At 34.5% G+C, this 22,765-nt stretch carries 22 protein-coding genes; 15 read left to right on the top strand and 7 right to left on the bottom strand.

What is annotated here, in order from left to right:
- Nucleotides 1-66 precede the first annotated feature (66 nt).
- The gene (locus tag H7350_RS02920; RefSeq protein WP_204344372.1) at nt 67-2,001 is read right to left on the bottom strand and encodes a M1 family metallopeptidase; all 1,935 of its coding nucleotides are present in this window, start codon (nt 1,999-2,001) and stop codon (nt 67-69) included.
- A 112-nt stretch (nt 2,002-2,113) separates the two neighbouring features.
- Here H7350_RS02920 and H7350_RS02915 point away from each other — a divergent pair, with 112 nt between their 5' ends.
- From H7350_RS02915 to H7350_RS02900, 4 genes are all read left to right on the top strand, one after another.
- Complete coding sequence (locus H7350_RS02915) at nt 2,114-2,782, top strand: SCO family protein (protein ID WP_204344371.1); 669 nt, start codon at nt 2,114-2,116, stop codon at nt 2,780-2,782.
- Between the two features lie 72 nt (nt 2,783-2,854).
- Nucleotides 2,855-3,088 carry a FeoA domain-containing protein gene (locus tag H7350_RS02910; protein WP_204344370.1) on the top strand — a complete coding sequence of 78 codons (234 nt, stop codon included), beginning with the start codon at nt 2,855-2,857 and terminating at the stop codon, nt 3,086-3,088.
- Nucleotides 3,081-5,180 carry a ferrous iron transport protein B gene (gene feoB, locus H7350_RS02905; protein ID WP_204344369.1) on the top strand — a complete coding sequence of 700 codons (2,100 nt, stop codon included), beginning with the start codon at nt 3,081-3,083 and terminating at the stop codon, nt 5,178-5,180. The genes H7350_RS02910 and feoB overlap by 8 nt, the downstream gene beginning before the upstream one ends.
- 29 nt (nt 5,181-5,209) lie before the next feature.
- Nucleotides 5,210-5,353: a FeoB-associated Cys-rich membrane protein gene (locus H7350_RS02900; protein WP_204344368.1), complete on the top strand. Its 144-nt coding sequence runs from the start codon at nt 5,210-5,212 to the stop codon at nt 5,351-5,353.
- A 26-nt stretch (nt 5,354-5,379) separates the two neighbouring features.
- Here H7350_RS02900 and H7350_RS02895 read toward each other — a convergent pair whose 3' ends face one another.
- The gene (locus H7350_RS02895; protein ID WP_204344367.1) at nt 5,380-7,407 is read right to left on the bottom strand and encodes a S9 family peptidase; all 2,028 of its coding nucleotides are present in this window, start codon (nt 7,405-7,407) and stop codon (nt 5,380-5,382) included.
- A 123-nt stretch (nt 7,408-7,530) separates the two neighbouring features.
- Here H7350_RS02895 and H7350_RS02890 point away from each other — a divergent pair, with 123 nt between their 5' ends.
- The 6 genes from H7350_RS02890 to H7350_RS02865 are packed head-to-tail and all read left to right on the top strand — an operon-like array spanning nt 7,531 to nt 12,939.
- Nucleotides 7,531-8,187, top strand: coding sequence for a metal-dependent transcriptional regulator (locus H7350_RS02890; RefSeq protein WP_204344366.1), 657 nt, complete (start codon nt 7,531-7,533; stop codon nt 8,185-8,187).
- The gene (locus tag H7350_RS02885; protein ID WP_235989245.1) at nt 8,177-8,986 is read left to right on the top strand and encodes a transporter; all 810 of its coding nucleotides are present in this window, start codon (nt 8,177-8,179) and stop codon (nt 8,984-8,986) included. Before H7350_RS02890 ends, H7350_RS02885 begins: the two co-directional genes overlap by 11 nt.
- A gap of 27 nt (nt 8,987-9,013) precedes the next feature.
- Nucleotides 9,014-9,922 carry a metal ABC transporter solute-binding protein, Zn/Mn family gene (locus H7350_RS02880; RefSeq protein WP_204344365.1) on the top strand — a complete coding sequence of 303 codons (909 nt, stop codon included), beginning with the start codon at nt 9,014-9,016 and terminating at the stop codon, nt 9,920-9,922.
- Nucleotides 9,922-10,659: a metal ABC transporter ATP-binding protein gene (locus tag H7350_RS02875; RefSeq protein WP_204344364.1), complete on the top strand. Its 738-nt coding sequence runs from the start codon at nt 9,922-9,924 to the stop codon at nt 10,657-10,659. Before H7350_RS02880 ends, H7350_RS02875 begins: the two co-directional genes overlap by 1 nt.
- Nucleotides 10,659-11,786 (top strand): metal ABC transporter permease, encoded by a 1,128-nt coding sequence (locus tag H7350_RS02870; protein WP_204344363.1) that lies wholly within the window; start codon nt 10,659-10,661, stop codon nt 11,784-11,786. Before H7350_RS02875 ends, H7350_RS02870 begins: the two co-directional genes overlap by 1 nt.
- On the top strand, nt 11,779-12,939 hold the full coding sequence (locus H7350_RS02865; RefSeq protein ID WP_204344939.1) for a metal ABC transporter permease: 1,161 nt from the start codon (nt 11,779-11,781) through the stop codon (nt 12,937-12,939). Before H7350_RS02870 ends, H7350_RS02865 begins: the two co-directional genes overlap by 8 nt.
- A gap of 1 nt (nt 12,940) precedes the next feature.
- Here the strand turns inward: H7350_RS02865 and H7350_RS02860 are convergent, their stop codons facing one another.
- Nucleotides 12,941-13,357, bottom strand: coding sequence for a hypothetical protein (locus tag H7350_RS02860; RefSeq protein ID WP_204344362.1), 417 nt, complete (start codon nt 13,355-13,357; stop codon nt 12,941-12,943).
- Between the two features lie 177 nt (nt 13,358-13,534).
- Nucleotides 13,535-14,326, bottom strand: coding sequence for a TerB family tellurite resistance protein (locus H7350_RS02855; RefSeq protein ID WP_204344361.1), 792 nt, complete (start codon nt 14,324-14,326; stop codon nt 13,535-13,537).
- 219 nt (nt 14,327-14,545) lie between these two features.
- Here H7350_RS02855 and H7350_RS02850 point away from each other — a divergent pair, with 219 nt between their 5' ends.
- The 4 genes from H7350_RS02850 to H7350_RS02835 all read left to right on the top strand — a co-directional run bounded on the left by H7350_RS02850 (nt 14,546) and on the right by H7350_RS02835 (nt 17,498).
- The gene (locus tag H7350_RS02850) at nt 14,546-14,956 is read left to right on the top strand and encodes a BrxA/BrxB family bacilliredoxin (protein WP_204344360.1); all 411 of its coding nucleotides are present in this window, start codon (nt 14,546-14,548) and stop codon (nt 14,954-14,956) included.
- Nucleotides 14,957-15,041: 85 nt separating this feature from the next.
- The gene (locus tag H7350_RS02845; RefSeq protein ID WP_204344359.1) at nt 15,042-15,776 is read left to right on the top strand and encodes a lysophospholipid acyltransferase family protein; all 735 of its coding nucleotides are present in this window, start codon (nt 15,042-15,044) and stop codon (nt 15,774-15,776) included.
- An 18-nt stretch (nt 15,777-15,794) separates the two neighbouring features.
- Nucleotides 15,795-16,784, top strand: coding sequence for an acyl-ACP desaturase (locus H7350_RS02840; RefSeq protein ID WP_204344358.1), 990 nt, complete (start codon nt 15,795-15,797; stop codon nt 16,782-16,784).
- Nucleotides 16,785-16,841: 57 nt separating this feature from the next.
- Nucleotides 16,842-17,498 (top strand): HD domain-containing protein, encoded by a 657-nt coding sequence (locus H7350_RS02835; protein ID WP_204344357.1) that lies wholly within the window; start codon nt 16,842-16,844, stop codon nt 17,496-17,498.
- Between the two features lie 3 nt (nt 17,499-17,501).
- On the opposite strand, the gene H7350_RS02830 is transcribed toward H7350_RS02835, so the two are convergent.
- Both H7350_RS02830 and H7350_RS02825 read right to left on the bottom strand, forming a co-directional pair.
- Nucleotides 17,502-17,675 (bottom strand): hypothetical protein, encoded by a 174-nt coding sequence (locus H7350_RS02830; RefSeq protein WP_204344356.1) that lies wholly within the window; start codon nt 17,673-17,675, stop codon nt 17,502-17,504.
- A 15-nt stretch (nt 17,676-17,690) separates the two neighbouring features.
- Nucleotides 17,691-18,563: an AraC family transcriptional regulator gene (locus H7350_RS02825; protein ID WP_204344355.1), complete on the bottom strand. Its 873-nt coding sequence runs from the start codon at nt 18,561-18,563 to the stop codon at nt 17,691-17,693.
- A gap of 212 nt (nt 18,564-18,775) precedes the next feature.
- Here H7350_RS02825 and H7350_RS02820 point away from each other — a divergent pair, with 212 nt between their 5' ends.
- Nucleotides 18,776-19,342, top strand: a complete 567-nt coding sequence (locus H7350_RS02820) for a hypothetical protein (RefSeq protein WP_204344354.1) — start codon at nt 18,776-18,778, stop codon at nt 19,340-19,342.
- Between the two features lie 64 nt (nt 19,343-19,406).
- Here H7350_RS02820 and H7350_RS02815 read toward each other — a convergent pair whose 3' ends face one another.
- A complete protein-coding gene (locus tag H7350_RS02815) occupies nt 19,407-22,763 on the bottom strand; it encodes an FG-GAP-like repeat-containing protein (protein WP_204344353.1) in 3,357 nt (1,118 codons plus the stop codon).
- Nucleotides 22,764-22,765: the final 2 nt, after the last annotated feature.

Here is a 22,765-nt window from a genome sequence, read left to right as displayed (position 1 = left end):
TAAAAAATTCTAAGCGACAAAAGTAGTGTTTTAGGGTGATTTAGAAAATTTTAATCTGTTTAATGCCTAATTTTTTAACACCGATTTAATAATGCTACCTTCGTTAGTTTGAAATTGAACAAATAATACTCCTGAAGACCAAGAACTCGTATTTATAGTCTGTTGCCAGTTGTAAGAACCAATTAACTGTCCGAGTGTATTAAAAACGCGTATTTCTGAAACGCTCATTAAATCAGGTTTTTCAATATATAGGACATCAGTAGTTGGATTAGGATATACAATTAGTGTGTTGTTGGAGTCAAATTCTTCGGTATGTAAAACCACGTTATTTGCCGAAATCAAATCAGATTCTGGGTCGAATATAATGTCCTGAATTTCAAAACTAACAGTTTCTGTAAAGGTTTCTCCATTAGTGGTGTGATTTAAAATAAGATTTAATTCTTCTCCAAGTGTACCAATTAAACGAATGGGAACAGGTGCTTCAAAAAAAGAGACTGACGCATGGCTTTGCGATTGGTTTAAAGTTATGGAAACCTCATTATCAGTGGGTTGATTCCAGGAAACAGTATAACTCGGATGCCCTTGATTGTACAGCCAGTCATTGAAAAATTCAGTTAAATCTTCACTAGAAGACGTTTCTACTATGGCTATAAATTCATTAGTTTTTGCATAGTCAAAAGCATGTATAGGTGTTGCCAGATACTCTTGTAGCGCTTGAAAAAAGTTGGAATCTCCAAGCTTTTTACGCAACATGTGTAATACCATTGCGCCTTTATTATAAGAAAGTCGGCCATTAAAAATTCTACTGACATTTGTTGTATCAATATCACTTAAATACACAGCGCCATCAGGAGCAGAGGTTATTGACGCATTACGTTGTTGTTTCCAGGCTATAAAATTATTGTTATTATCTAAGTTTTCATATACAATTCCTGAGAGGTATGTAGCAAAACCTTCATTTAACCAAATGTCTTTCCAGCTTCCGCAGGTAATTTTATTTCCAAACCATTGATGCGCAAGTTCATGAGCTATTAAGTTGCGATCAAAACTTCCCATAAATGAAACTGTGGTGTGTTCCATACCGCCTCCCCAGCCGAATTGTGCATGACCATATTTTTCGTTAGCAAATGGATACTCTTCAAATAGGTTGGTAAAAAGGTTCATAATGTCAACAGTAACTGGTGTGCTATTTTGTGCAGAAATTAAATTTTCCGGATATACATAATTGACAATGTCAAAAGGATTTCCATTGTTAGGAACTGTATGCGAATATACTTCATAGTTGGTTGCAGCGATGGCAATGAGATACGCAGGAATTGGATAGCGATGCTTAAAATGTGTTGTTTTCTCGTTTCCGTTGATAATTTGACTTTGCTCCAACCCATTAGAAACAGATATATACGGCTCATTGGATGCATTAAATTGAGGCGTAGTCATAAATACATCTACCGAATCTATTTTATCAATTAAGTCCTGTTTGCAAGGCCACCAGCCTTTAGCACCATAAGGTTCAGAAAGGGTCCAGATGACAGGATCTCCATTATGTGTGGTTTGTTCAAATGAACCAAAACCTGAGCTTATTGGGTTTCCGGAGTAACTCACTGTTAACGAATCTAAAACTCCGGTAGCTAGTGTCGTTGGTAGCGTAATGATTAATTCATCATCTGTATTTTGAGTAAATGCCAAGGGATTACCACGTTGTAATACTTGAGAAACAATCATATTTGATGCTAAATCAAAAGTAATAGAACTCATATCACTTTTTGCTTCAAAATATGAAGTCACAGCGCCCGAAATAAAAGCTACCGAAGGATCGACGTTTAGTTCTAGCCTGTGATATTTTAAATCATAATTCCCAGTATTGAGGTTTGAGCGTTGCATGATATGACTCAATGCCGATTTTGCTTCTGCTTCACGAATGCTATTTAATGTACCGTCAAAATCCTGTGAAAATGACATTGAGCATGTATATACAAAGAGAATAAGTAGTCTTAACTTCATATCAAATTATTTTTTTCTTTTTCTAATATAGCTTGTTAAAAGTAGTCATTTTGTTGGTATTGTGTCGTATTTTTGCACTCGAATCTTACAGTATTACTTTAAAAATCAGCACATGATAGCCTATATCAAGCAGTTTAAAATGTTCTTCATTGTTCTATTAGTAGTTTCAGTACTTATTATTTCAGTAATTTATTCTATTCTGGATGTTGAAAAACCATTGCCAATTTACCAACCCAACAGAGTCGATGCATCCTTAGTTGATAGTACCATTCAGTACAAAAAGAAATATCATAAAATAGCCGATTTTAAACTCATCAATCAAAATGGTGATACGATTACTCAAAAGACCTATGACAATAAAATATATGTAGCCGATTTCTTTTTCACGACATGCCAAACTATTTGTCCGATTATGACCGACCAGATGTATCGTATTCAACAAGACATATTGCATGATGATGAGGTGTTACTGTTATCTCATTCGGTTACTCCTGAAATTGATTCTGTAGCACAACTGAAACGTTATGCCATTGAAAAAGGCGTCAATGATAAAAAGTGGAACTTGGTTACAGGCGATCGCAAACAAATTTATGATTTAGCACGAAAATCATATTTAGTCGTAAAGGATGATGATTCTGAAGACTACGGAATGGTGCACACCGAAAATTTTGCTCTCATCGATAAAGACAAGCAAATTAGAGGGTTATATAATGGTATTAGTCCGGCTTCAGTAGACTCCTTACTTCAGGATATAAAGCGACTGAAAAGAGAATATCAATAGTTTTATCACAACAATTTTTTTACACTGAATTTTTCACTTATTTTTGCTTCTTTAAAATCAATCTAAATAAGCGTGCAGGTCACTTTAGCAGATATAAAACGAGGTCAAGAGGCTATCATTACAGATGTTTCTTCCATTCATATTCCACTTAAACTATTAGAAATGGGGTGTTTGCCAGGCAATTCGGTAAAACTTTTACAAGTTGCTCCTTTTGCAGATCCGATGTATCTCAATATTAATGGAACACATCTCGCTATTAGAAAAGAAACTGCTATTCACATTTTAATAGAGATTTCTAATGCCTAAACAAATTAATGTTGCCCTTATTGGAAACCCTAATACAGGAAAGACTTCGGTGTTTAATGCACTTACAGGTCTCAACCAAAAAGTAGGTAATTATCCTGGGATTACTGTCGAGAAAAAAGAAGGTATTTGCAAATTACCCAGAGGTGTTAAAGCACATATTATTGATTTACCAGGTACGTATAGTTTAAATGCTTCGTCATTAGATGAAAATCTAGTAATAGAATTACTTCTTAATAAAAAAGATAAAGATTTTCCTGATGTTGCTGTCGTAGTTAGTGATGTCGAAAATTTGAAGCGAAATCTGCTGCTTTACACTCAGATTAAAGACTTAGAGATTCCTACTATTTTAGTGATTAATATGTCTGATCGTATGGAATATAAAGGTATTCAACTGGATATTCCGTATTTGGAAAAAGAACTGAAGACAAAAATTGCACTTATAAGTACCAGAAAAAAAATTGGTATTAATGGGCTTAAAGATTTGATATCTAACTACAAAGACTTATCAATTACACCTTGTTTAAATGCTTCTGAAATTGATAATACGTATTTTGATAAACTGCGACATGCATTTCCTAACCAGTTGCTATACAAGCTTTGGCTAGTGATTACTCAAGATGTCAACTTTGGAACAATAGATAGAAATCAGGTTGATGCAATTGATAGTTTTAAAACAAAGAGTAATGCAGATTTGAAGCGCTTGCAACAAAAAGAAACGATTAAGCGCTATCAATTTATAAATAATACACTCAAAAAAGGACAGTCTATTGACCTCAGTACAGCTAAAGATTTACGAATTAAATTAGATAGAATTTTAACCCATAAGGTTTGGGGCTATCTTATCTTTTTTGTGATTTTATTGACCATATTTCAAGCCATTTACGATTGGGCTCAGGTGCCTATGGAGCTTATCGATGGAGCTTTTGCTTCCTTAAGCGAATGGACAAAAAACATCATGCCTCAAGGTGCATTTACCGATTTAATTGCTGAAGGTATCATACCAGGACTTGGAGGCATAGTAATATTTATTCCGCAAATAGCCTTCTTGTTTTTATTTATAGCTGTTTTAGAAGAAAGTGGATACATGAGTCGTGTTGTCTTTTTAATGGATCGTATTATGCGACGTTTTGGACTCAGCGGAAAAAGTGTTGTGCCTCTTATTTCAGGTACAGCATGTGCAATTCCTGCGATTATGGCTACACGAAATATTGAAAGCTGGAAAGAGCGTTTAATTACCATACTGGTTACTCCATTTACCACCTGTTCTGCTCGTTTGCCTGTATATTTAATCATTATTGAATTGGTGATTCCTGAAGGACGTATTTTTGGCTTAGGTTATCAGCCATTAACATTAATGTTACTCTATTTGATAGGGTTTGGAACCGCTGTATGCTCGGCATGGATTTTAAATAAAATACTAAAGATTAAGAGCAAAACATTTTTTGTGGTTGAAATGCCTAATTATAAACTTCCGCTGTTTAAAAATGTAGCTTTAACCGTTTTAGAAAAAACAAAATCATTTGTGTTTGGTGCAGGTAAAATCATTTTGGCCATTTCGATTGTATTATGGTTTTTAGCATCTTATGGTCCAGGTGAAAACTTTAATAATGCTGAAGCAATTGTTACCACCGAATATGCATCCAGTAATTTATCTCAACAAGATTTGCAACAAAAAATAGCTTCGCACAAACTCGAACATTCATTTATAGGAATCACTGGTCGTGCCATAGAACCTGTAATCAAACCGCTAGGATACGACTGGAAAATAGGAATTGCAATTGTAAGTTCATTTGCTGCCAGAGAAGTGTTTGTTGGTACATTAGCGACGATTTATAGTGTTGAGGATGATGATGTGGATACCATAACTAATAGAATGGCTAAAGATACCAACCGTACAACCGGAGGAAAGTTATTTACTTTGGCTTCAGGGATTTCCTTATTGCTGTTTTATGCCTTTGCAATGCAATGCATGAGTACATTAGCAATTGTAAAACGTGAAACTAATAGTTGGAAATGGCCTATATTACAACTGGTTATTATGAGTGTATTTGCTTATATTGTAGCGTTGATAGCCTACCAGTTTTTAAAGTAAGTTACAGCATATAAAACGACAAACTAATTATGAACACTATTATCCAAAATATATTAGTATTTACTTCACTAGCATTAGCGATATGGTTTTTATTGCAAAAGTTTGGCCTGTTTCCGAAGAGAAAAGTAGCAACCAACAAAGCTTGCGGACAAGACGATTGTGGTTGTCACTAAGATGTTAACAAAGCAATTTTAAAGCACTACTTGTTGTACTTTTTAAACCATGCTAAAGTGTGAGCAACCTTAGTAATTAAGTTACTCGGTTTGCTGGCAATACCATGAGATGCATCTGGAATTTCAACTAAAACAGTTTCAATTTTCCGCAACTTTAATGCGTGATATAACTGTTTAGCTTCACTAGGAGGTGTTCTCAAATCATTAAGACCTACCATAACCATAGTTGGTGTTTCTACATGTCCTACCAGTGAAATTGGTGAAAATTTCCAGTAAGTTTCAAAGTTTTCCCATGGCTGACCAGGATATCTAGAATTTGCATAGCCAAAGTAATTATCAGCAACCAAGGTTTTACTTATCCAGTTCATTACAGGTTTTGCTACAACTGCAGCTTTAAAACGATCATTTTTTCCAATAATCCAGGCAGTCATTATACCTCCAGCACTTCCTCCAGTAACAAAGAGCTTTTCATTATCTACGATGCCTTTATTGACTAAATAATCAACACCATCCATAACATCATTATAATCTTCACCAGGATAATTATTATATAGTAAGTTCCCAAACTCTTCACCATAACTTGTGCTTCCTCTTGGATTTGGATAGAAAACTATGTAACCATCTGCAGCGTATAATTGAATTTCGGCAGTAAAACGATCGCCATAATTTAAAATTGGTCCGCCATGATTTTCTACCAGTAACGGATACGTTTTAGAACTGTCATAAAAGGGAGGCTTAACAATCCATCCTTGAATATTTCTACCGTCAACCGAAGATGTATACCATACTTCTTCGGTCGTTCCCAATTCACGATGGCCTAAAACATCAGCATTTAAACTCGTAATTAGTTTTGGTGCTTTTTTATTCTGAATAATAGCCAAATCGGCAGGATATTCTGGTCGGGTTTGTGTGTAAACCAGCGTACCATTATTAGCCACAGCATATGAACCTGAAGCATAAGGTCGTCCTAGTGTTGTACCTCCTAAGTTATCAGCTAGCTTAGTGATTTTTCCTGAAGTTGTGATGTAGGCAATTTTAGAATTTCCTTTGAAATCATAAGTAAAGTAAAGCCCTTTTCCGGAGTTGTCCCACGAGATATTAGAGACACTTTCATCTAAGGCTGATGATATAATTCTGCGGTTACTGCCGTCAGTATTCATTAAATGCAAAACGGTATTCTGATGCGCCTGAACTTTGTCTAAATAACCTAAAAAAGCCACAGTTTTACCATCAGGAGAGGCTATAGGATTGTAATCTGGTCCATCTTGCGACGTTAAGGTTGTTATTTGTTTTGTTGTAATATTGACTTTATAAATCTCACTGTTATTAAAGCGGTATTCCCAATCTTCTACTCGATTTGCAGAAAAATAAATGAAGTTCCCATCGGGTGAAAATGATAAATTACTATTATGATTATAATCATTTGTGGTTAGCTGACGTGGCGAACCTCCTTCAGCAGGTATTGTAAAAATATGAGTAAATCCAGGTTCCATGTAGCCTCTGCCATCAGCCTCATGTTTTAACCGGTCTGTAATTCGAACAGGTTTTCCCCAATCGGCACCTTTAGGTTTAGCAGGCATCTCGGCTACAACAGGTGGTTTTTGAGATATAAACATCGTAAATGCTATCTGTGTTCCGTCTGGAGACCATGTGATATTGCCTGGTGATTTTTCAAGCTGAGATAGCTTAGCGATTTGTCCAGTTTTAGTCCAATACATATACAATTCTGAACCTTCATCAGTAGCGCTTACAAATGCTATTCTATCACCTGAAGGTGACCATTTGGCCTGTGATTCGTTTACTTCTCGAGACGTCAATTTTCGGTGTGAAGAACCATCAGCATTAATAATCCAAAGACTGCCTTTAGATGTATCTTTCATGATGTCATAACCATTTCTTCTATATACAATTTGTGAGCCATCAGGAGCAATTTGAGGGTTAGATGCCCATTCTAATTCAAAGACGTCTAATGGTTGAAATGGTATTTTTTCAGATTGGGCATTGATATCTTGAACACCTAATATAATTAGCAACAGAAAGAATAATCGATACATAAATGGTTGTTTTAATAATGATGTGAAGTTACTAATTCTAATAAAGTTGTCCTAACTTTAAATTTTTTAGTTACTTTTGTAAAATATTTAAGTATACTTAAAAATAATTTAAAGCAATAATAAATGTCTGTAGCGATAGAAAATTTTGTAAAAGCTATTTACAAGAATAATATGCATGATATAAAGGATACCAAGCCTGGGAATATTGCAAAAAAGCTAGGTATTTCTAATGCAGCAGCAACAGATATGGCGAAAAAACTGGCTGCTAAAGAATTATTGAATTACGAGAAATATCAAGAACTCCAACTTACGGAAAAAGGCACTAAAATGGCTCTCAATGTAATTAGGAAGCATCGTCTTTGGGAAGCTTTACTGTTTAAAATGTTTGACATGTCTTTGCATGATATTCATCGTGAAGCGGAACTCTTAGAGCATCAAACTTCGGATTTGTTGGCAGAAAAAATAAGTGAGTATTTAGGACATCCAAAATTTGATCCTCATGGCGACCCTATTCCGAATGCGTTAGGAGAAATCACGACTAAAAACACTTCAATTTCATTGTCTGAAGCTAAAGAAGGTCAAACCTATATGATTTCAAGATTAATGAGCGATGATAAAGAGTTTTTTGAATTTTGTGCTCAAAACCAGATTAAGTACAGAAATACACTTACGGTTTCAAAGCAGTTTGTTAATAACAAAATGACTCAGATTTTAATTGGTTCAAACACCATTGTTTTAAATGAAGATTTTACTAAAATTATTTATGTTGATGAAAACTAGTAACACCTACGTAATTATTTTATTCATGCTAGTCACTACTGCAATTGCTGCACAAAGTGATACCCAAACAAGTGTTAAATCTGAACCTCTGATAACTGATAGACCAGATGCTACTGAAGCTTCATCAACAGTTGGAAAAGGAATTCTCCAAATCGAAACAGGAGGAGTGTATGAATCTTTTGAAGAGAATTCTATAAAGCAGGAATCCTATACCTATAATACAACGCTTATTCGTTATGGAATTCTAGATAATTTAGAATTACGTTTGGGCTGGGATTTTGTAGAAGGTGTAACTAAAGTTAATGGCAATAAATTAGCGAATGTAAGCAGCGGTTTATCTCCATTGTTATTGGGTGTTAAAATTGATATTGCCAAAGAAGAAAATGGTATGCCAGAAATAGCTTTAATTGGTCACGTTTTTCCATTGTTTTCAGCGGCTCAAGATTACCGTCCGGAAACAACAGGTGTCGATTTTAGATTTTCTCTCTCACATACCTTAAGCGAAAAATCCAGTTTAGGCTATAATATTGGAGCTCAATGGGGAAATGATTCTCCTGAAGCTGCCGCTATCTATACGCTTGCTTATGGTTATAGTATTACGGATAAATTTGGAATATACGCAGAACTTTATGGCGATTTGCCCGAAGATAGTTTGGCCAACCATTACTGGGACGCAGGCTTTACGTATTTGGTGTCGAATGATTTGCAATTAGATGCCTATTTCGGAACAAGTATCACCAAAGGACAAGATATATTAGTGGGTTTCGGCGCAAGTTTCAGAATGCTTAATGAACGCTAACTAATAATGATTATTAAAAAAATAAAAATGAAAAAAATTATATTCCTAGTATTAATCATAGTAAGTTTCAGTTGTAAAAATGAGACACCAACTAACGGTAAACTAAACATCGTAACCACAACCACCATGATTACCGATTTGGTGAAAAATATAGGTGGAGATTATGTAAATGTTCAGGGTTTAATGGGAAGTGGTGTTGATCCACATCTGTTCAAAGCCAGTGAAGGAGACGTAACCAAATTGGTTAATGCTAATGTGATTTTTTATAACGGATTGCATTTAGAAGGTAAACTTGTTGAGGTTTTTGAAAAAATGGGTACTGCAACTAAAACACCAATTGCTCTCGGAGAAACGCTGGATAAAAATACTTTGATTGGGTCTGATTATTTTGCTTCAAATTACGATCCTCATGTGTGGTTTGATATTAACTATTTTAAGCAATTTTCAAAAAAAGTAGCTGAGGTGCTTTCAGAAAAAGATCCCACAAATGCCGAAGCCTATTCAAAAAATTTAGCGGCTTATCTAGAAAAGCTTACAGCTCTCGAAAACAATGTTGTTGGTATTGTTAATGAGCTCCCTCGGGATCAAAGAATTTTGGTGACAGCTCATGATGCCTTTAATTACTTTGGAAAAGCTTACGATTTTGAAGTGGTTGGATTACAAGGGTTATCTACTGCTACTGAAGCTGGAGTTCAAGACGTACAGAAGTTATCTGCTTTTATTATTGAAAAACAAATCAAAGCTATTTTTGTTGAGAGTTCAGTACCCAAACGAACCATTGAAGCCTTACAGGCAGCCGTAAAATCTAAAGGTCATGAAGTGACAATAGGAGGGACACTCTATTCTGATGCATTAGGAAATGCAGGAACAGTTGAAGGTACCTATATTGGAATGTTTGAATATAACGTAAACACAATTGTAAACGCATTAAAATAATGAGTCATAAAATCGCTGTACAAGTAGATGATTTAACAGTAGCATATAATTACAAACCTGTGCTTTGGGATATTGATTTAGAAATACCTGAAGGTGTTTTGATGGCGATTGTAGGTCCTAATGGTGCTGGTAAATCGACATTAATTAAATCTATTTTAGGGATTTTAAAACCTATAGCTGGAAGTGTATCTATTTATGGGAAATCATATGAAAAGCAACGGTCTTTAGTTGCTTATGTACCTCAAAAGGGGAGTGTAGATTGGGACTTCCCAACGACAGCTTTAGATGTTGTATTAATGGGTACTTACGGAAGTTTAGGCTGGATTAAACGCCCAAAACAAAAGCAAAAAAAAGCAGCTTTAGAAGCCCTTGAAAAAGTAGGGATGCTGCCTTTTAAAAACCGACAAATAAGTCAGTTATCAGGAGGACAACAACAGCGTATATTTTTAGCACGTGCTCTTGTGCAAGATGCATCTATCTATTTTATGGATGAACCCTTTCAAGGTGTTGATGCTACGACCGAAATTGCTATCATCAATATTTTAAAAGAATTAAGAAAAGCAGGAAAAACAGTTATTGTAGTTCACCATGATTTACAAACTGTTCCCGAATATTTTGATTGGGTAACCTTTTTAAATGTGAAAAAAATAGCCACAGGTCCGGTGAAGGATATTTTCAACGATGATAATTTGACCAAGACCTATGGTATTAATTATAAAGTAAGTATACAAGAATAATGACTATTCAGGAGTATTTCTCTTTAGTATTTTCTGACTATACCCTCAGAACCATTACACTCGGAACCACAATTCTTGGAGCTGTCACTGGCATGTTGGGAAGCTTTGCTGTACTCAGAAAACAAAGTTTACTTGGTGATGCTATCTCACATGCTGCACTTCCCGGAATTGCCATTGCATTTCTTATTACAGGAGCAAAAGATAGTAATACGTTATTACTAGGCGCATTAGTGAGTGGGTTGATTGGTACGTTTTGGATTAGAGGTATTATCACCAAAACGCATCTTAAATCAGATACAGCACTTGGACTTATATTATCGTTGTTTTTTGGCTTCGGAATGCTCCTACTCACATTTATTCAAAAGCAACCCAATGCAAATCAAGCAGGATTAGACAAATATTTATTTGGTCAAGCGGCTACGCTTGTTGAAAGTGACGTCTGGATGATGGTTATAGTTACAGGGATTTGCCTCTTCGTACTGTTATTGTTCTGGAAAGAATTCAAAATTTTACTCTTTGATAAAGATTATGCAAAAACATTAGGATTCAATACAAAAACAATAGATATATTGATTACAAGTTTTATAGTTCTGGCTATAGTACTAGGACTCCAAACTGTTGGAGTGGTGTTAATGAGTGCGATGCTTTTAGCACCTGCAGCAGCAGCCAGACAATGGACTAATAGTTTGGCTACAATGGTGTTTTTAGCTGCTATATTTGGAGCGTTTTCTGGTGTGTTCGGAACTGCAATTAGTGCCAGTCAGAATAATTTATCTACGGGTCCGGTCATTGTTTTGGTTGCAGCGGTTTTTGTGTTTATTTCTTTTGTGTTCTCTCCAAGTCGAGGTTTATTATTTAAGCAAATTCGATTTATTAAAAATCGACGTGATTTACAACTGCACAAAACCTTGTCATTTATGTATGACATTGCAATAACACACGATAATATATCTCATCCTCATGAAATTAAAATCTTGAATAATTTTCAAGGATATACAAAAGGAACCCTTAAAAAACTGGTAGAAAAAAATTATGTAACACTCGATGGTTCTACATGGAGTTTAACCAACGAAGGCTTTGAGTCGGCATTAAATTTATATAACCAACTTACTAAGAATGATGAATAGCGCTCAACTAGAAATACAACTCATAGCGAGCCTTGTTGCTGTTGCTTGTGCCATTCCTGGAACGTTTTTAGTGCTTCGGAAAATGGCCATGATCAGCGATGCAATTAGCCACTCTATATTACCAGGAATTGTGGTTGGATTTTTTATAACTCAAGATTTAAACTCACCTTTATTAATCGTTCTGGCAGCTTTAACTGGAGTCATCACAGTAGTCTTGGTAGAATACATTCAAAAAACAGGATTGGTAAAAGAAGACACCGCAATAGGATTGGTTTTTCCTGTGTTGTTTAGTATTGGAGTACTTATGATTGCCAAAAGAGCCAATGATATTCATCTCGATATTGATGCTGTTCTGGTTGGAGAACTAGCCCTGGCACCTTTTGATCGTTTGATAATTTCGGGAGTTGATGTTGGTCCGAAATCGTTATGGATTATTGGAAGCATACTCATCATTACCATCATCCTGCTAATCGCATTTTTTAAAGAATTAAAACTGAGTACTTTCGATAAAGGTTTAGCAGCGTCATTAGGCTTTTCTCCTGTAATAATTCATTACGGTTTGATGACCGTGTCCTCTGTTACTACAGTAGGCGCTTTTGATGCTGTAGGTGCAATTTTGGTTGTGGCATTAATGATTGCGCCTTCTGCCACTGCCTATTTACTAACTACAGATCTCAAAAAGATGTTGCTACTCTCAATTATTTTTGGCGTGTTTAGTGCGATTTCTGGTTACTGGTTTGCTCATTGGCTCGATGCCTCTATTGCTGGATCGATAACAACAATGCTCGGATTTTTATTTTTAATGGTATACTTATTTGCTCCTAGTAAAGGTGTGATAGCGGTATTGTATAGAGAAAAACAACAGCGCACAGAAGTCTCGTTACTTACCTTTTTACTCCATTTAAAAAATCATGATGAAGTGCAAGAGCGTCATGTTAACCATCTAAATGAGCACATTAATTGGCAAAAAGTGCGTTCAAAAACGGTTTTAGATTTAGCTTTAAAAAATAATATGATAATCATCGATAATCATATAGTATCCTTAACTTCAAAAGGTGATGAATTTACAACACAAGCTATAGATTACATTATTACTAATGAAGACGCACAAATTGAAGACATGAAAGATGACTTCTTTTTGTTTAGAGGTTGATTTATTGTTTAATAAGTTTCATTCCTTTTATCCAAAAAATTTCAGATTCGTAAAATCTTAGAGCAGTTTTAATGGAGCGGTCAGACTTATCTCTTGATGATTTACTAATAAACCGGGCTTTTGTACCACTAAAATCTAAGGTGAATTTATCATCTAAACTTTCAGCTTCAGTAAAAAAAGAAATCACCTTATCATCTTGAGTCCATGTTCCTTTTCCGTAGGTATGCGTATCTTGAGGAATACCTCTTTCTACCCATCTGTAATTATAATAATCGAAGGTACCATCGGCATTAAGTGTAAGTGTTCGGGTAAGTTCAAAATCATCAGATTTAGAATGTAGCTGGTAGGTTCCTGTAACCTCTTGTGCATTTGTAATAACAGCACTTAAAAGCAGTAAAAAAGAAATCGAGAATGTCATTAGTAATAGTATTGATTAGCTAAAAGTTTATCACAAATTCTATGCCTCAAATTAATACGCACAATTCACAAAAGTTAGCTTTCAGGTCTAATAGATAGGCATTTAACAAGACATATCTGATTGCATTTTAGATAGATATTGAAGTCTTCACCTGAATAAAATCAAATTATTAAAAGATTAAAACCCACGTTCTTTCTGTATGTGTTCATAAGCTTTTTGAACTTGTCTAAACTTTTCTTCAGCACCTTTTTGATGCTCCTTGCCTAAGTGAATAACTTTATCTGGATGGTATTTTTTTGCCATTTTTCTGTAGGCTTTTTTAACCTCTTCATCAGTTGCCTCTTTGGTGATTTCTAATATTTTATAGGCATTATCACTGCTATTGTAAAACATAGCTTTAATGCTAGAGTAGTCTCGAGAGCTGATTCCTAAATAGCCAGAAATCATATAAATTTGTGAAACTTCATCATCGGTTACCATACCATCTGCTTTGGCTATTCCGAAGAGAAAATGCAGCAACTGTAATCGTGAGGAATGATCCATCATTTCTCTAATTTGTAAACAAACTTTTCGTGTCGGAATTTGTTGCTTACTTATATTTTTAAATAGCCTAAACGCATGATTGGCTCTATCTTTTCCATACATGCTTACAAATTGTTGGCGTACATAATTCAACTCGCTTTGGTCTTGTTTACCATCGGCTTTTATAACAACCGAAGCTAGAATTAATAAACTCACTTCAAAATCACCAGATTGCGTTTGAGGACGCGTTCTTGTTCTCGATTGTGTACGATGTCGAGATGATGGCCTAGAACTTTGTCTGTTTTGTGAGTTTCCATCACCCAGTAAAAACCCTTTTTGTTCGGCTGCACCATCAATTAAACTTCCAATAGCAAGACCAATTATAGCTCCAATAGGACCACCAAATGACCATCCTAAAGCGCCTCCTACCCATTTTGCAAAACTCATGTATCTATTTTATTTAATGTGAATACCAAATATACTATTTGTTAGTAGAAATGATACAGACTTTGTTACTGAAAAATGAAGTCAAATAAAAATTAAAAACATTTAGATGAACTATTGAAAACTTAAATAACGGCATTTAAACTGCTTACCGAATACTTATAAATAGCTACTAATTTTACGTATCTTTGCAGTCTAAATATTAATTTAAAAACAAAATATATGTATCCAGCAGAATTAGTAAAACCTATGCGTGAGGATTTAACCAACGTTGGTTTTGAAGAATTACAAACAGCTGAAGCTGTTGAAGCTGCATTAGCAAAAGAAGGAACGACTTTAGTTGTCGTAAATTCGGTTTGTGGTTGTGCCGCTGCGAATGCTCGTCCTGGAGCGAGACAAAGTTTGCAAAATGCAAAACGTCCAGACCATATTGTAACTGTATTTGCAGGTGTCGATAGAGAAGCTGTTGATGCTGCAAGAGCACATATGGTTCCTTTTCCTCCAAGTTCACCAAGCATGGCTTTATTTAAGGATGGTGAATTGGTTCATATGTTAGAGCGTCATCATATTGAAGGTCGTCCAGCTGAATTAATTGCTGAAAACCTTATGGATGCTTATAACGATCATTGTTAGAAAGCATAACCGTATTCCAATAATTATAACCACGATTTAATCGTGGTTTTTTTGTGAATATACGACATTGAATTATTTTTGTCTCATGAGAAAACTACTAGCCTATCCTTTAACAGTTATCTATTTTATAGTCTTCGGAATCACACTGTTGTTTTTTCATCCAATTCAGTGGTTTTGTTTTAAAGTCTTTGGCTATCAGGCACATAAAATATCTGTTGATGCACTTCAGTATAGTTTAATGCGTTGTCTAAATGTTTTAGGTACGCGGTTTACCTGGAATAACCCACATGATATTCCCAAAAATAAACCACTACTCATTGTGTCTAATCATCAAAGTATGTATGACATATCTCCTATTATGTGGTATATGCGAAAGCACCATGTGAAATTTGTTGCTAAAAAAGAGTTAGGAAAAGGCATACCGAGCGTATCGTTTAATTTGCGACATGGCGGTTCGGTTTTGATTGATAGGAAAAATCCTCGGCAGGCTTTACCAGCTATGATGACGTTTGCCGACTATCTAGAAAGTACCAATCGTGCAGGTGTTATTTTTCCTGAAGGTACTAGGAGTAAAGACGGAACTCCAAAACCTTTCAAAACCAAAGGACTTGATCTTTTAATATCAAAAACACCTTCTGCTTGGATAGTTCCTGTTACGGTAAATAACTCATGGAAAATGTTACGTTATGGTAAGTTTCCGATGGGAATTGGAAATCATATTAAATTTACTGTTCATAAGCCTTTAGAAATAGCTACCTTTACAGATAAGAGAGCGTTAGTTAGTAGAGTAGAACATACGATTATTGACGCGATCTACTAACCATTAATCCGTTTATATATGTCGCTGAAAAATGTACGGCTGGAAGTTATGCAACATCTCGAAAAAGATGTTGATCATCTTATCGAAAAATACCTGATTCCTATTGAAAAAATCTGGCAACCTACAGATTTTTTACCAGATTCTGAAAGTGATAACTTTTATGATGAGGTAAAAGAAATTAGAGAACTTTCAAAAGAATTGCCCTATGATTTCTGGGTAGTTTTAGTTGGAGATATGATTACAGAAGAAGCGTTACCATCGTATGAATCTTGGTTGATGGACGTAGAAGGCGTTGATCAGGTTGGACGAAATAGCTGGTCAAAATGGGTTATGCACTGGACAGCCGAAGAAAACAGACATGGAGATGTGCTTAATAAATATTTGTATCTATCGGGACGAGTCAATATGCGAGAAATAGAAAAAACGACTCAGTATCTTATTGCAGATGGCTTTGATATTGGTACAGATAGAGACCCTTATAAAAACTTCGTGTATACAAGTTTTCAAGAGCTGGCTACTTATATTTCCCATAATAGAGTTGCTAAGATTGCCAAAGAAAAAGGTAATAAGCAATTAGCAAAGATGTGTAAAATTATTTCTGGTGATGAAATGCGACACCATCATGCGTATTCTGAATTTGTAGAGCGCATTTTTGAGGTAGATCCGAGTCAGATGATGATGGCTTTTCATTATATGATGAAGAAAAAAATAGCCATGCCAGCACATTTCCTTAGAGAATCTGGAGATAAAATTGGGACTGCATTTGAAGAGTTTTCAAATACAGCTCAGCGAATTGGTGTATATACATCTGCCGATTATGTTGATATTTTGCAAAAATTAATCGATAGATGGGATATTAGTAATATTAAAAATCTTTCTGATGATGCCGAAAGAGCAAGAGATTATTTAATGAAATTACCTGCGCGAATGTTACGACTAGCAGACCGAATAACCATTCCGGAAAACTCTTACCAATTTAAATGGGTTGAACCTGCGCGTTTGAAATAATTCAATACAACATTGATCATTTATTTTTAGAACTTGAAAGACTTTTAATTTTAAATAATGAATACTTCAGAAACGATTATAAAACAAACTAAGGCTTTTGTAAAAAAAGAACTTGAAAAAGCCGAAGGTGGACACGATTGGTTTCATATCTTAAGAGTTTATAATAACGCATTACTAATTTCTAAACATGAAAAAGTAGATCAATTTGTAGTGGCTTTAGGTGCTTTGTTACACGACATCGCCGATAGTAAATTTCATGATGGAGATGAAACAATCGGCCCTCAGAAAGCACGTGAGTTTTTGTTCAGATTAAATGTAGATTCTGCTGTAATTGAGCATGTTGTTAAGATCATAAAACATGTGTCTTTTAAAGGTGGAAATGAAGAACAACAGTTTCGTTCTCCAGAACTTGATGTGGTTCAGGATGCCGATCGACTCGATGCATTAGGCGCCATAGGAATTGCCAGAACCTTTAATTATGGAGGTTTTAAAAACCGTAAATTGTTTGATCCATCAATTAAGCCAAATTTGCATATGACCAAGGAAGCCTATAAAGCTTCTACAGCACCTACGATTAATCATTTTTATGAAAAGCTTTTACTATTAAAGGATAGAATGCACACTAAAACAGGGCAAAAAATTGCTCTAGAAAGGCATCAGTATATGGAAGGGTTTTTGAAACAGTTCTATGCCGAATGGGATGGAGAAAAATAAATCTTAATTTTCTTTGGCAATCTCTAAAGCTGTTATTTTATAAACAATAATAGCCATTTCTTCACCATAATGAATAATATCTTCAGCAGTTAACTTAGAATTAGAATTAACAGCATCAAGTATTTGCCTCTCTTTTGTTTGATAATACTCTAAAGTTGTCTCTATCTTATCTTTCATCTTTAGCAAGCTAAATTATTTAACCATTAGTTTAAGTTCTCCTCTATATTTTGAAGCACTTTTTCCAGTGAACTCTTTAAATAGTTTATTGAAATGTGAAAAGTTATTGAAACCGCATTCAAAAGCAACATCAGCAATAGTAATTTGGCTTTCCGAAAGTAGTTTAGTCGCATGAACAATGCGATACTCATTCACGAGTTTTGTAAAGGTCTTTCCAGTTGATTTTTTAAAGTATCTGCAAAATGCAGGAACGGTCATGCTTACTTTTTCGGCAATTTCATCAAGTGATATATGATTTTGAAAGTTGTTATTAATGTGTTTGTATATGATATCAATTTTAGCACTATCCTGAAGTTCGGTTTCAAAAACAAACCCGTCAGCATTTAAAATTTCATAATCTTTAGCTTTAGAGAGCTTATCTAAAATCTTTAAGAGTAGCATCACACGTTCAAAGCCTTCTACTTCATTAAGCTTTTGAATTTTTTTACCAACTCGACGTTTAGTTTCGGGTTTGAACAAAATTCCGTTTTTAGCACGTTCAAAGAGGGCGTTAATAGCGGTCATTTCTGGAATATCGAAGAAATTATCTCCTAAAAATTCAGGTCTAAATTGTACCAGAACTTCAGAGCCATGTTGAGTTAATCGATCTGTAAACCCATTATGTGGTAAGTTAGAACCAATTAAAATCAACTGACTATTGTTAAAATACGACAGATGATTACCAATATGACGCTTTCCTTGTCCTTTGTTGACATAGACCAATTCTATTTCTGGGTGAAAATGCCAGAAGGGCTTACTTTCATTATCTTCGGAAGTGCCTTTTTTTACAAACACTGAACTTCCAAAATTCGGACTAATCTTTTCTAAAGTAGGTTTTCTTTGCTTCATAGTAATTATGTTACTTACAAAATTACAGTATTTGATTTTTATTTTCTATTCAAAATTATCACAAAAGTATACTATATTAACTTAAAGTAAATTTTATTGAATTATTAAAGTTAATATACTATATAAATTTGCCAAATCTGTTGTTTTCTAAGGGACTAAAGCGTCATACATTTGTACTGTTAATCATTAAAACCTATATCGTGATGAAAACAATGAAAAAAGTATTAATTGTAGCAATGATGTTAACTATTGTAATAGGCTACGCAGAAGGAATTAAAGATGGAACTCCAGCAATTCGTATGACTAAATTCGAATTTCTTGATGTTAAAAAGGGATATCAATTGACTCTAAAAGATAGTCAGGGAGTTATATTACATAAAGAGGTTATTTCAGGACAAGGTAAATATGCAAAACACTTTGATCTTACAGCCTTAGAAGATGGATATTACACTATTGAGTTAGATAAAGATGTAGAAATTCTTGTTAAGCCTTTTAAAATCGACGCTAATAAGGTTACATTTTTAACGTACAGAGATTCAAGGGTTTTTAAACCTATGGCAAGATTAGATAACAATCAACTGTATGTCTCCCAATTGGCATTAGATAATGAACCTTTAAAAGTTGCACTTTATTATAATGATGAGATTATTTATAAAGACGTATTAGAAGGTGATAAAATCTTAGAGCGTGTTTATGCACTATCTGAAGAGCAAAAAGGAGATTATTACATTCGAATGACTTCAGGAAAACGTCGATTTGCAGAACATTTTACCTTATAAATCGAAACTTAACTTACAACACTTAAAGCACCTTAATTAAGGTGCTTTTTGCTTCTACACTGTATTATTTTAGTTTCAATAAACTACATTTATCATTGTTTCTGACAATTAAAATATATTGGTCTTTATTTATGGTAATTGGTTTTACATGTTGCACATTACCCGGAATATTAAAGCCACTTTCAGAACTGGAAATACTTTTAAAATTAGAATCCTCTGTATGCATTAAAACAGTACCTATTGATGCATCGTATCTGCCAAATTCTGCATCGGTTCCGTAAAAATTTCCACCAGTAATTATATCTTTTTTACCATCTTGATTGAGGTCTAAAATAAGGGCATCATTTAATACAGATATTTGAGTGTCATTAGCGAGTACTTTTAGTGTAAAAGATTGACCGCCTTGATTCAAAAACAGGGTGTGTTCAAAATGATTTGCCTCTAAAACCTTAACGTCTTTCAATTCTTCAGCAGTAAATAAATCAAGAACTGTAGCGTTTGCATAAGGGTCGTATCGGGTGAAACGCTTTTTTAACATCACCATATGGCTGAGCATTCGGTCTCGGTTGTGTACAGGATAACTTACGTTATTGACATAGGTTGATAATATGGCATCAACGCTTCCATTGTTATCAAAATCTTTATAATGTAATGTTGCTGGTTCTGCTTGAGATGCTTTGAAAAAAGAATTTAGTCCTAAATTTCCAGCTAGAATATCATTATAACCATCATTGTTGATGTCGCTCACAGTAATTGATCTCCACCAACCCTTAGTGTCTGTCAGATTAAAGTTTTTACTTGAATTAACGAATTGGTTATTTTCCATTTGAAATACAGAAACCGACATCCATTCTCCGGCAACGATAAGTTCTTTTATGCCATCATTATTTATATCTGAAAATTCAGCATCAGTAACCATTCCAATATTTGAAAGCCCTTGAGACCATTGTGATGTGACGTCTTTAAATACACCATTATCATTTTTTAAAAGGTAACTTTTAGGAATTTCCGGATAACGACCAGGAGTAACACGTCCGCCAATAAAGACATCCAATTGACCATCATTATCAATATCATGAACCTTAATAACCGAGCCACTTACAAAAATATCAGGAATTGCTGCTGTATCTTTTATAAATTGACCATTTCCATTATTAATATATAAACGGTCTATGTAGTTTTTAGAATTGGCCTGATGTTCATTTCCGCCGCTAACGACGTATAAATCTAAATGTCCATCTAAATTGGCATCAAAAAACAAGGCGTCAGTATCTTCAAATATACGGTCTGAATCAAAATCGGTTTGCGGTTCTAATTTAAAACCTCCTGATGAGGTTTGTAGGAGTAATTTCCCTGCAAAGCCTAAAGCACCACCTAAATAGACATCCTCCAAGCCATCACTATTAACATCTGCGATAGCTACTGCTGGTCCTTCTTCACTGTATTTATGGTGTAATAAAATTTCACGTTTAAAATCTATATAATCATTTTCTGTATGTGTAAAAGCGTCACTTAGTTTTGATGTTGCATCTTCAAAATATTTAGAAGTCATATTAGAATTGATATACTTCGGATTTGAAGTTCTGCTAATGTTTAGAATTTGATTTAATTCGGGTTTCTCGATACGCTGAACTTGTTGATCTGGCCAAATAACTTCAAGTGTTTCAACAGCTAAGCCCTTTTTTATACCAAAATGTAAACGGTGTTGTGATGATGATAAAAATCCACGAGTGGGATTGTATAATTCAGTTAAAACAGATCCGTCAGTGAGAGTTAATTTTGCTAGAGTTCCAATATTCGTTTTTCCTTTTTTGTATTCAAGTTCAAGGCTTAAATACGCATTGTCAAATAAACTACCACCTTTATTTTTCATGATAAATGGCAACTCATTTATATTATTGACAATAAGATCTAGATATCCATCATTGTTTAAGTCTGAATACGCCGAACCATTAGAAAATGTGGCGTGACCGCTATTCCAAGTATGAGATACATCTTCAAATCTACTTTGACCCTGATTTTTAAATAAGAATGCAGAAACAGGCTGACTTGGGATTTCTTCTATCCAATGCTTTAAGGATATTTCTTTAGCATTAAATTGCTTTTGAAGCACATCCATTTTGTATCGCGCATAGTCATTATTAGTGACATCTCTTTTATAACCATTAGTAATATGAATATCTTTAAGACCATCGTTATCAAAATCGGCCAGTAGTGTGCTCCAGCTCCATTCGGTTTGTGCCAGATTGTCTAAAAAAGCAATATTCGAAAAATGATTATTACCATTATTTATTTGTAAAGCATTTGCCGAATATTGTGTTCCAAACTGATAGGTTGTCATTTTCTCAAACTTATCATAGTTTTGAGCCATCATCATCATTTTTCGTCTGTAGTTTTCTTTTGGAGACATATCTAAGGTCAATAAGTCAAAATTTCCATCGTTATTCACATCGGCAAAATCAGATCCCATTGAGGAGAAAGATGTATGATTAAAATAGGATTCAATTTCATCAACAAATCGATTTCCTCCTTTATTTATAAATAACCTATCGGGTTTTATATAATCATTACACACATAAATATCGGGTTTAAAGTCATTATTAAAATCACCAATAACTGCACTTAAGCTAAAAGCATCATTTAAGACACCAGATTTTTCAGAGATATCTTTAAAGCGATTGTTGTTATTTTCATAAAGTCGGTTTGAGATATGTTCATACGATTTAGGTTTGACCATCGTTAGTTCTCCATTTTCGTTTTGAGCAACTTTTATGCTATTGGCTTCAACCATGTTACTTGGATGGTTCAAAACAAAGGCATCTAAATCATTATCACCATCAGCATCAAAAAAATAGGCTTGAACTGAGAATCCAGTATCATCTAAACCGTACGCTTTTCCACTTTCAGTAAATGTCAAATCGCCATTGTTGATATAAAGAAAATTTCTTCTAAAATCGGTTTCGTTTACTGCAGATTTACAAACATAGATATCTAAATAGCCATCATTGTTAACATCTGCCATGGTTACACCGGTTTTAAAACCATTACCACCATTAACTTGTGCTGTACTGGTGATGTCTTTAAATTTGAAGTCTCCTAAATTTAAATAGAGTTTGTTTTCAACTGTATTACCAGAGAAATAGATGTCGTCTAATCCATCGTTATTAATATCTCCAACGGCAACACCTCCACCATTATAAAGGTATTCATAGAGTAAAATGTTAAACGTTTCTGTTTCGGTAATCTCATTCTTAAAAGAAACATTAGTCAGAGAGGGTTCTAAAAACTCAAATAATGCAGGTTCGGGAGTGGTAGGTGTGTTAGCTGTTTTAGGATTATCAGCGCTATTTTTTTCATCTTTTTTACAGTTGAAAAATAATAGCAGACTACTCAAAACAATTATAAATCTTAGATAATACACAG

Source organism: Psychroserpens algicola (assembly GCF_014526325.1).
GTDB classification, from domain to species: domain Bacteria; phylum Bacteroidota; class Bacteroidia; order Flavobacteriales; family Flavobacteriaceae; genus Psychroserpens; species Psychroserpens algicola.
This window is presented reverse-complemented; position numbering and strand designations above follow the sequence as displayed.

Excerpts from the sequence above, each read along its gene's own strand:
- H7350_RS02920 (WP_204344372.1), bottom strand. The coding sequence starts at position 2,001 with ATGAAGTTAAGACTACTTATTCTCTTTGTATATACATGCTCAATGTCA.
- H7350_RS02915 (WP_204344371.1), top strand. The coding sequence starts at position 2,114 with ATGATAGCCTATATCAAGCAGTTTAAAATGTTCTTCATTGTTCTATTA.
- feoB (WP_204344369.1), top strand. The coding sequence starts at position 3,081 with ATGCCTAAACAAATTAATGTTGCCCTTATTGGAAACCCTAATACAGGA.
- H7350_RS02900 (WP_204344368.1), top strand. The coding sequence starts at position 5,210 with ATGAACACTATTATCCAAAATATATTAGTATTTACTTCACTAGCATTA.
- H7350_RS02895 (WP_204344367.1), bottom strand. The coding sequence starts at position 7,407 with ATGTATCGATTATTCTTTCTGTTGCTAATTATATTAGGTGTTCAAGAT.
- H7350_RS02890 (WP_204344366.1), top strand. The coding sequence starts at position 7,531 with ATGTCTGTAGCGATAGAAAATTTTGTAAAAGCTATTTACAAGAATAAT.
- H7350_RS02885 (WP_235989245.1), top strand. The coding sequence starts at position 8,177 with ATGAAAACTAGTAACACCTACGTAATTATTTTATTCATGCTAGTCACT.
- H7350_RS02880 (WP_204344365.1), top strand. The coding sequence starts at position 9,014 with ATGAAAAAAATTATATTCCTAGTATTAATCATAGTAAGTTTCAGTTGT.
- H7350_RS02875 (WP_204344364.1), top strand. The coding sequence starts at position 9,922 with ATGAGTCATAAAATCGCTGTACAAGTAGATGATTTAACAGTAGCATAT.
- H7350_RS02870 (WP_204344363.1), top strand. The coding sequence starts at position 10,659 with ATGACTATTCAGGAGTATTTCTCTTTAGTATTTTCTGACTATACCCTC.
- H7350_RS02865 (WP_204344939.1), top strand. The coding sequence starts at position 11,779 with ATGAATAGCGCTCAACTAGAAATACAACTCATAGCGAGCCTTGTTGCT.
- H7350_RS02860 (WP_204344362.1), bottom strand. The coding sequence starts at position 13,357 with ATGACATTCTCGATTTCTTTTTTACTGCTTTTAAGTGCTGTTATTACA.
- H7350_RS02855 (WP_204344361.1), bottom strand. The coding sequence starts at position 14,326 with ATGAGTTTTGCAAAATGGGTAGGAGGCGCTTTAGGATGGTCATTTGGT.
- H7350_RS02850 (WP_204344360.1), top strand. The coding sequence starts at position 14,546 with ATGTATCCAGCAGAATTAGTAAAACCTATGCGTGAGGATTTAACCAAC.
- H7350_RS02845 (WP_204344359.1), top strand. The coding sequence starts at position 15,042 with ATGAGAAAACTACTAGCCTATCCTTTAACAGTTATCTATTTTATAGTC.
- H7350_RS02840 (WP_204344358.1), top strand. The coding sequence starts at position 15,795 with ATGTCGCTGAAAAATGTACGGCTGGAAGTTATGCAACATCTCGAAAAA.
- H7350_RS02835 (WP_204344357.1), top strand. The coding sequence starts at position 16,842 with ATGAATACTTCAGAAACGATTATAAAACAAACTAAGGCTTTTGTAAAA.
- H7350_RS02830 (WP_204344356.1), bottom strand. The coding sequence starts at position 17,675 with ATGAAAGATAAGATAGAGACAACTTTAGAGTATTATCAAACAAAAGAG.
- H7350_RS02825 (WP_204344355.1), bottom strand. The coding sequence starts at position 18,563 with ATGAAGCAAAGAAAACCTACTTTAGAAAAGATTAGTCCGAATTTTGGA.
- H7350_RS02820 (WP_204344354.1), top strand. The coding sequence starts at position 18,776 with ATGAAAAAAGTATTAATTGTAGCAATGATGTTAACTATTGTAATAGGC.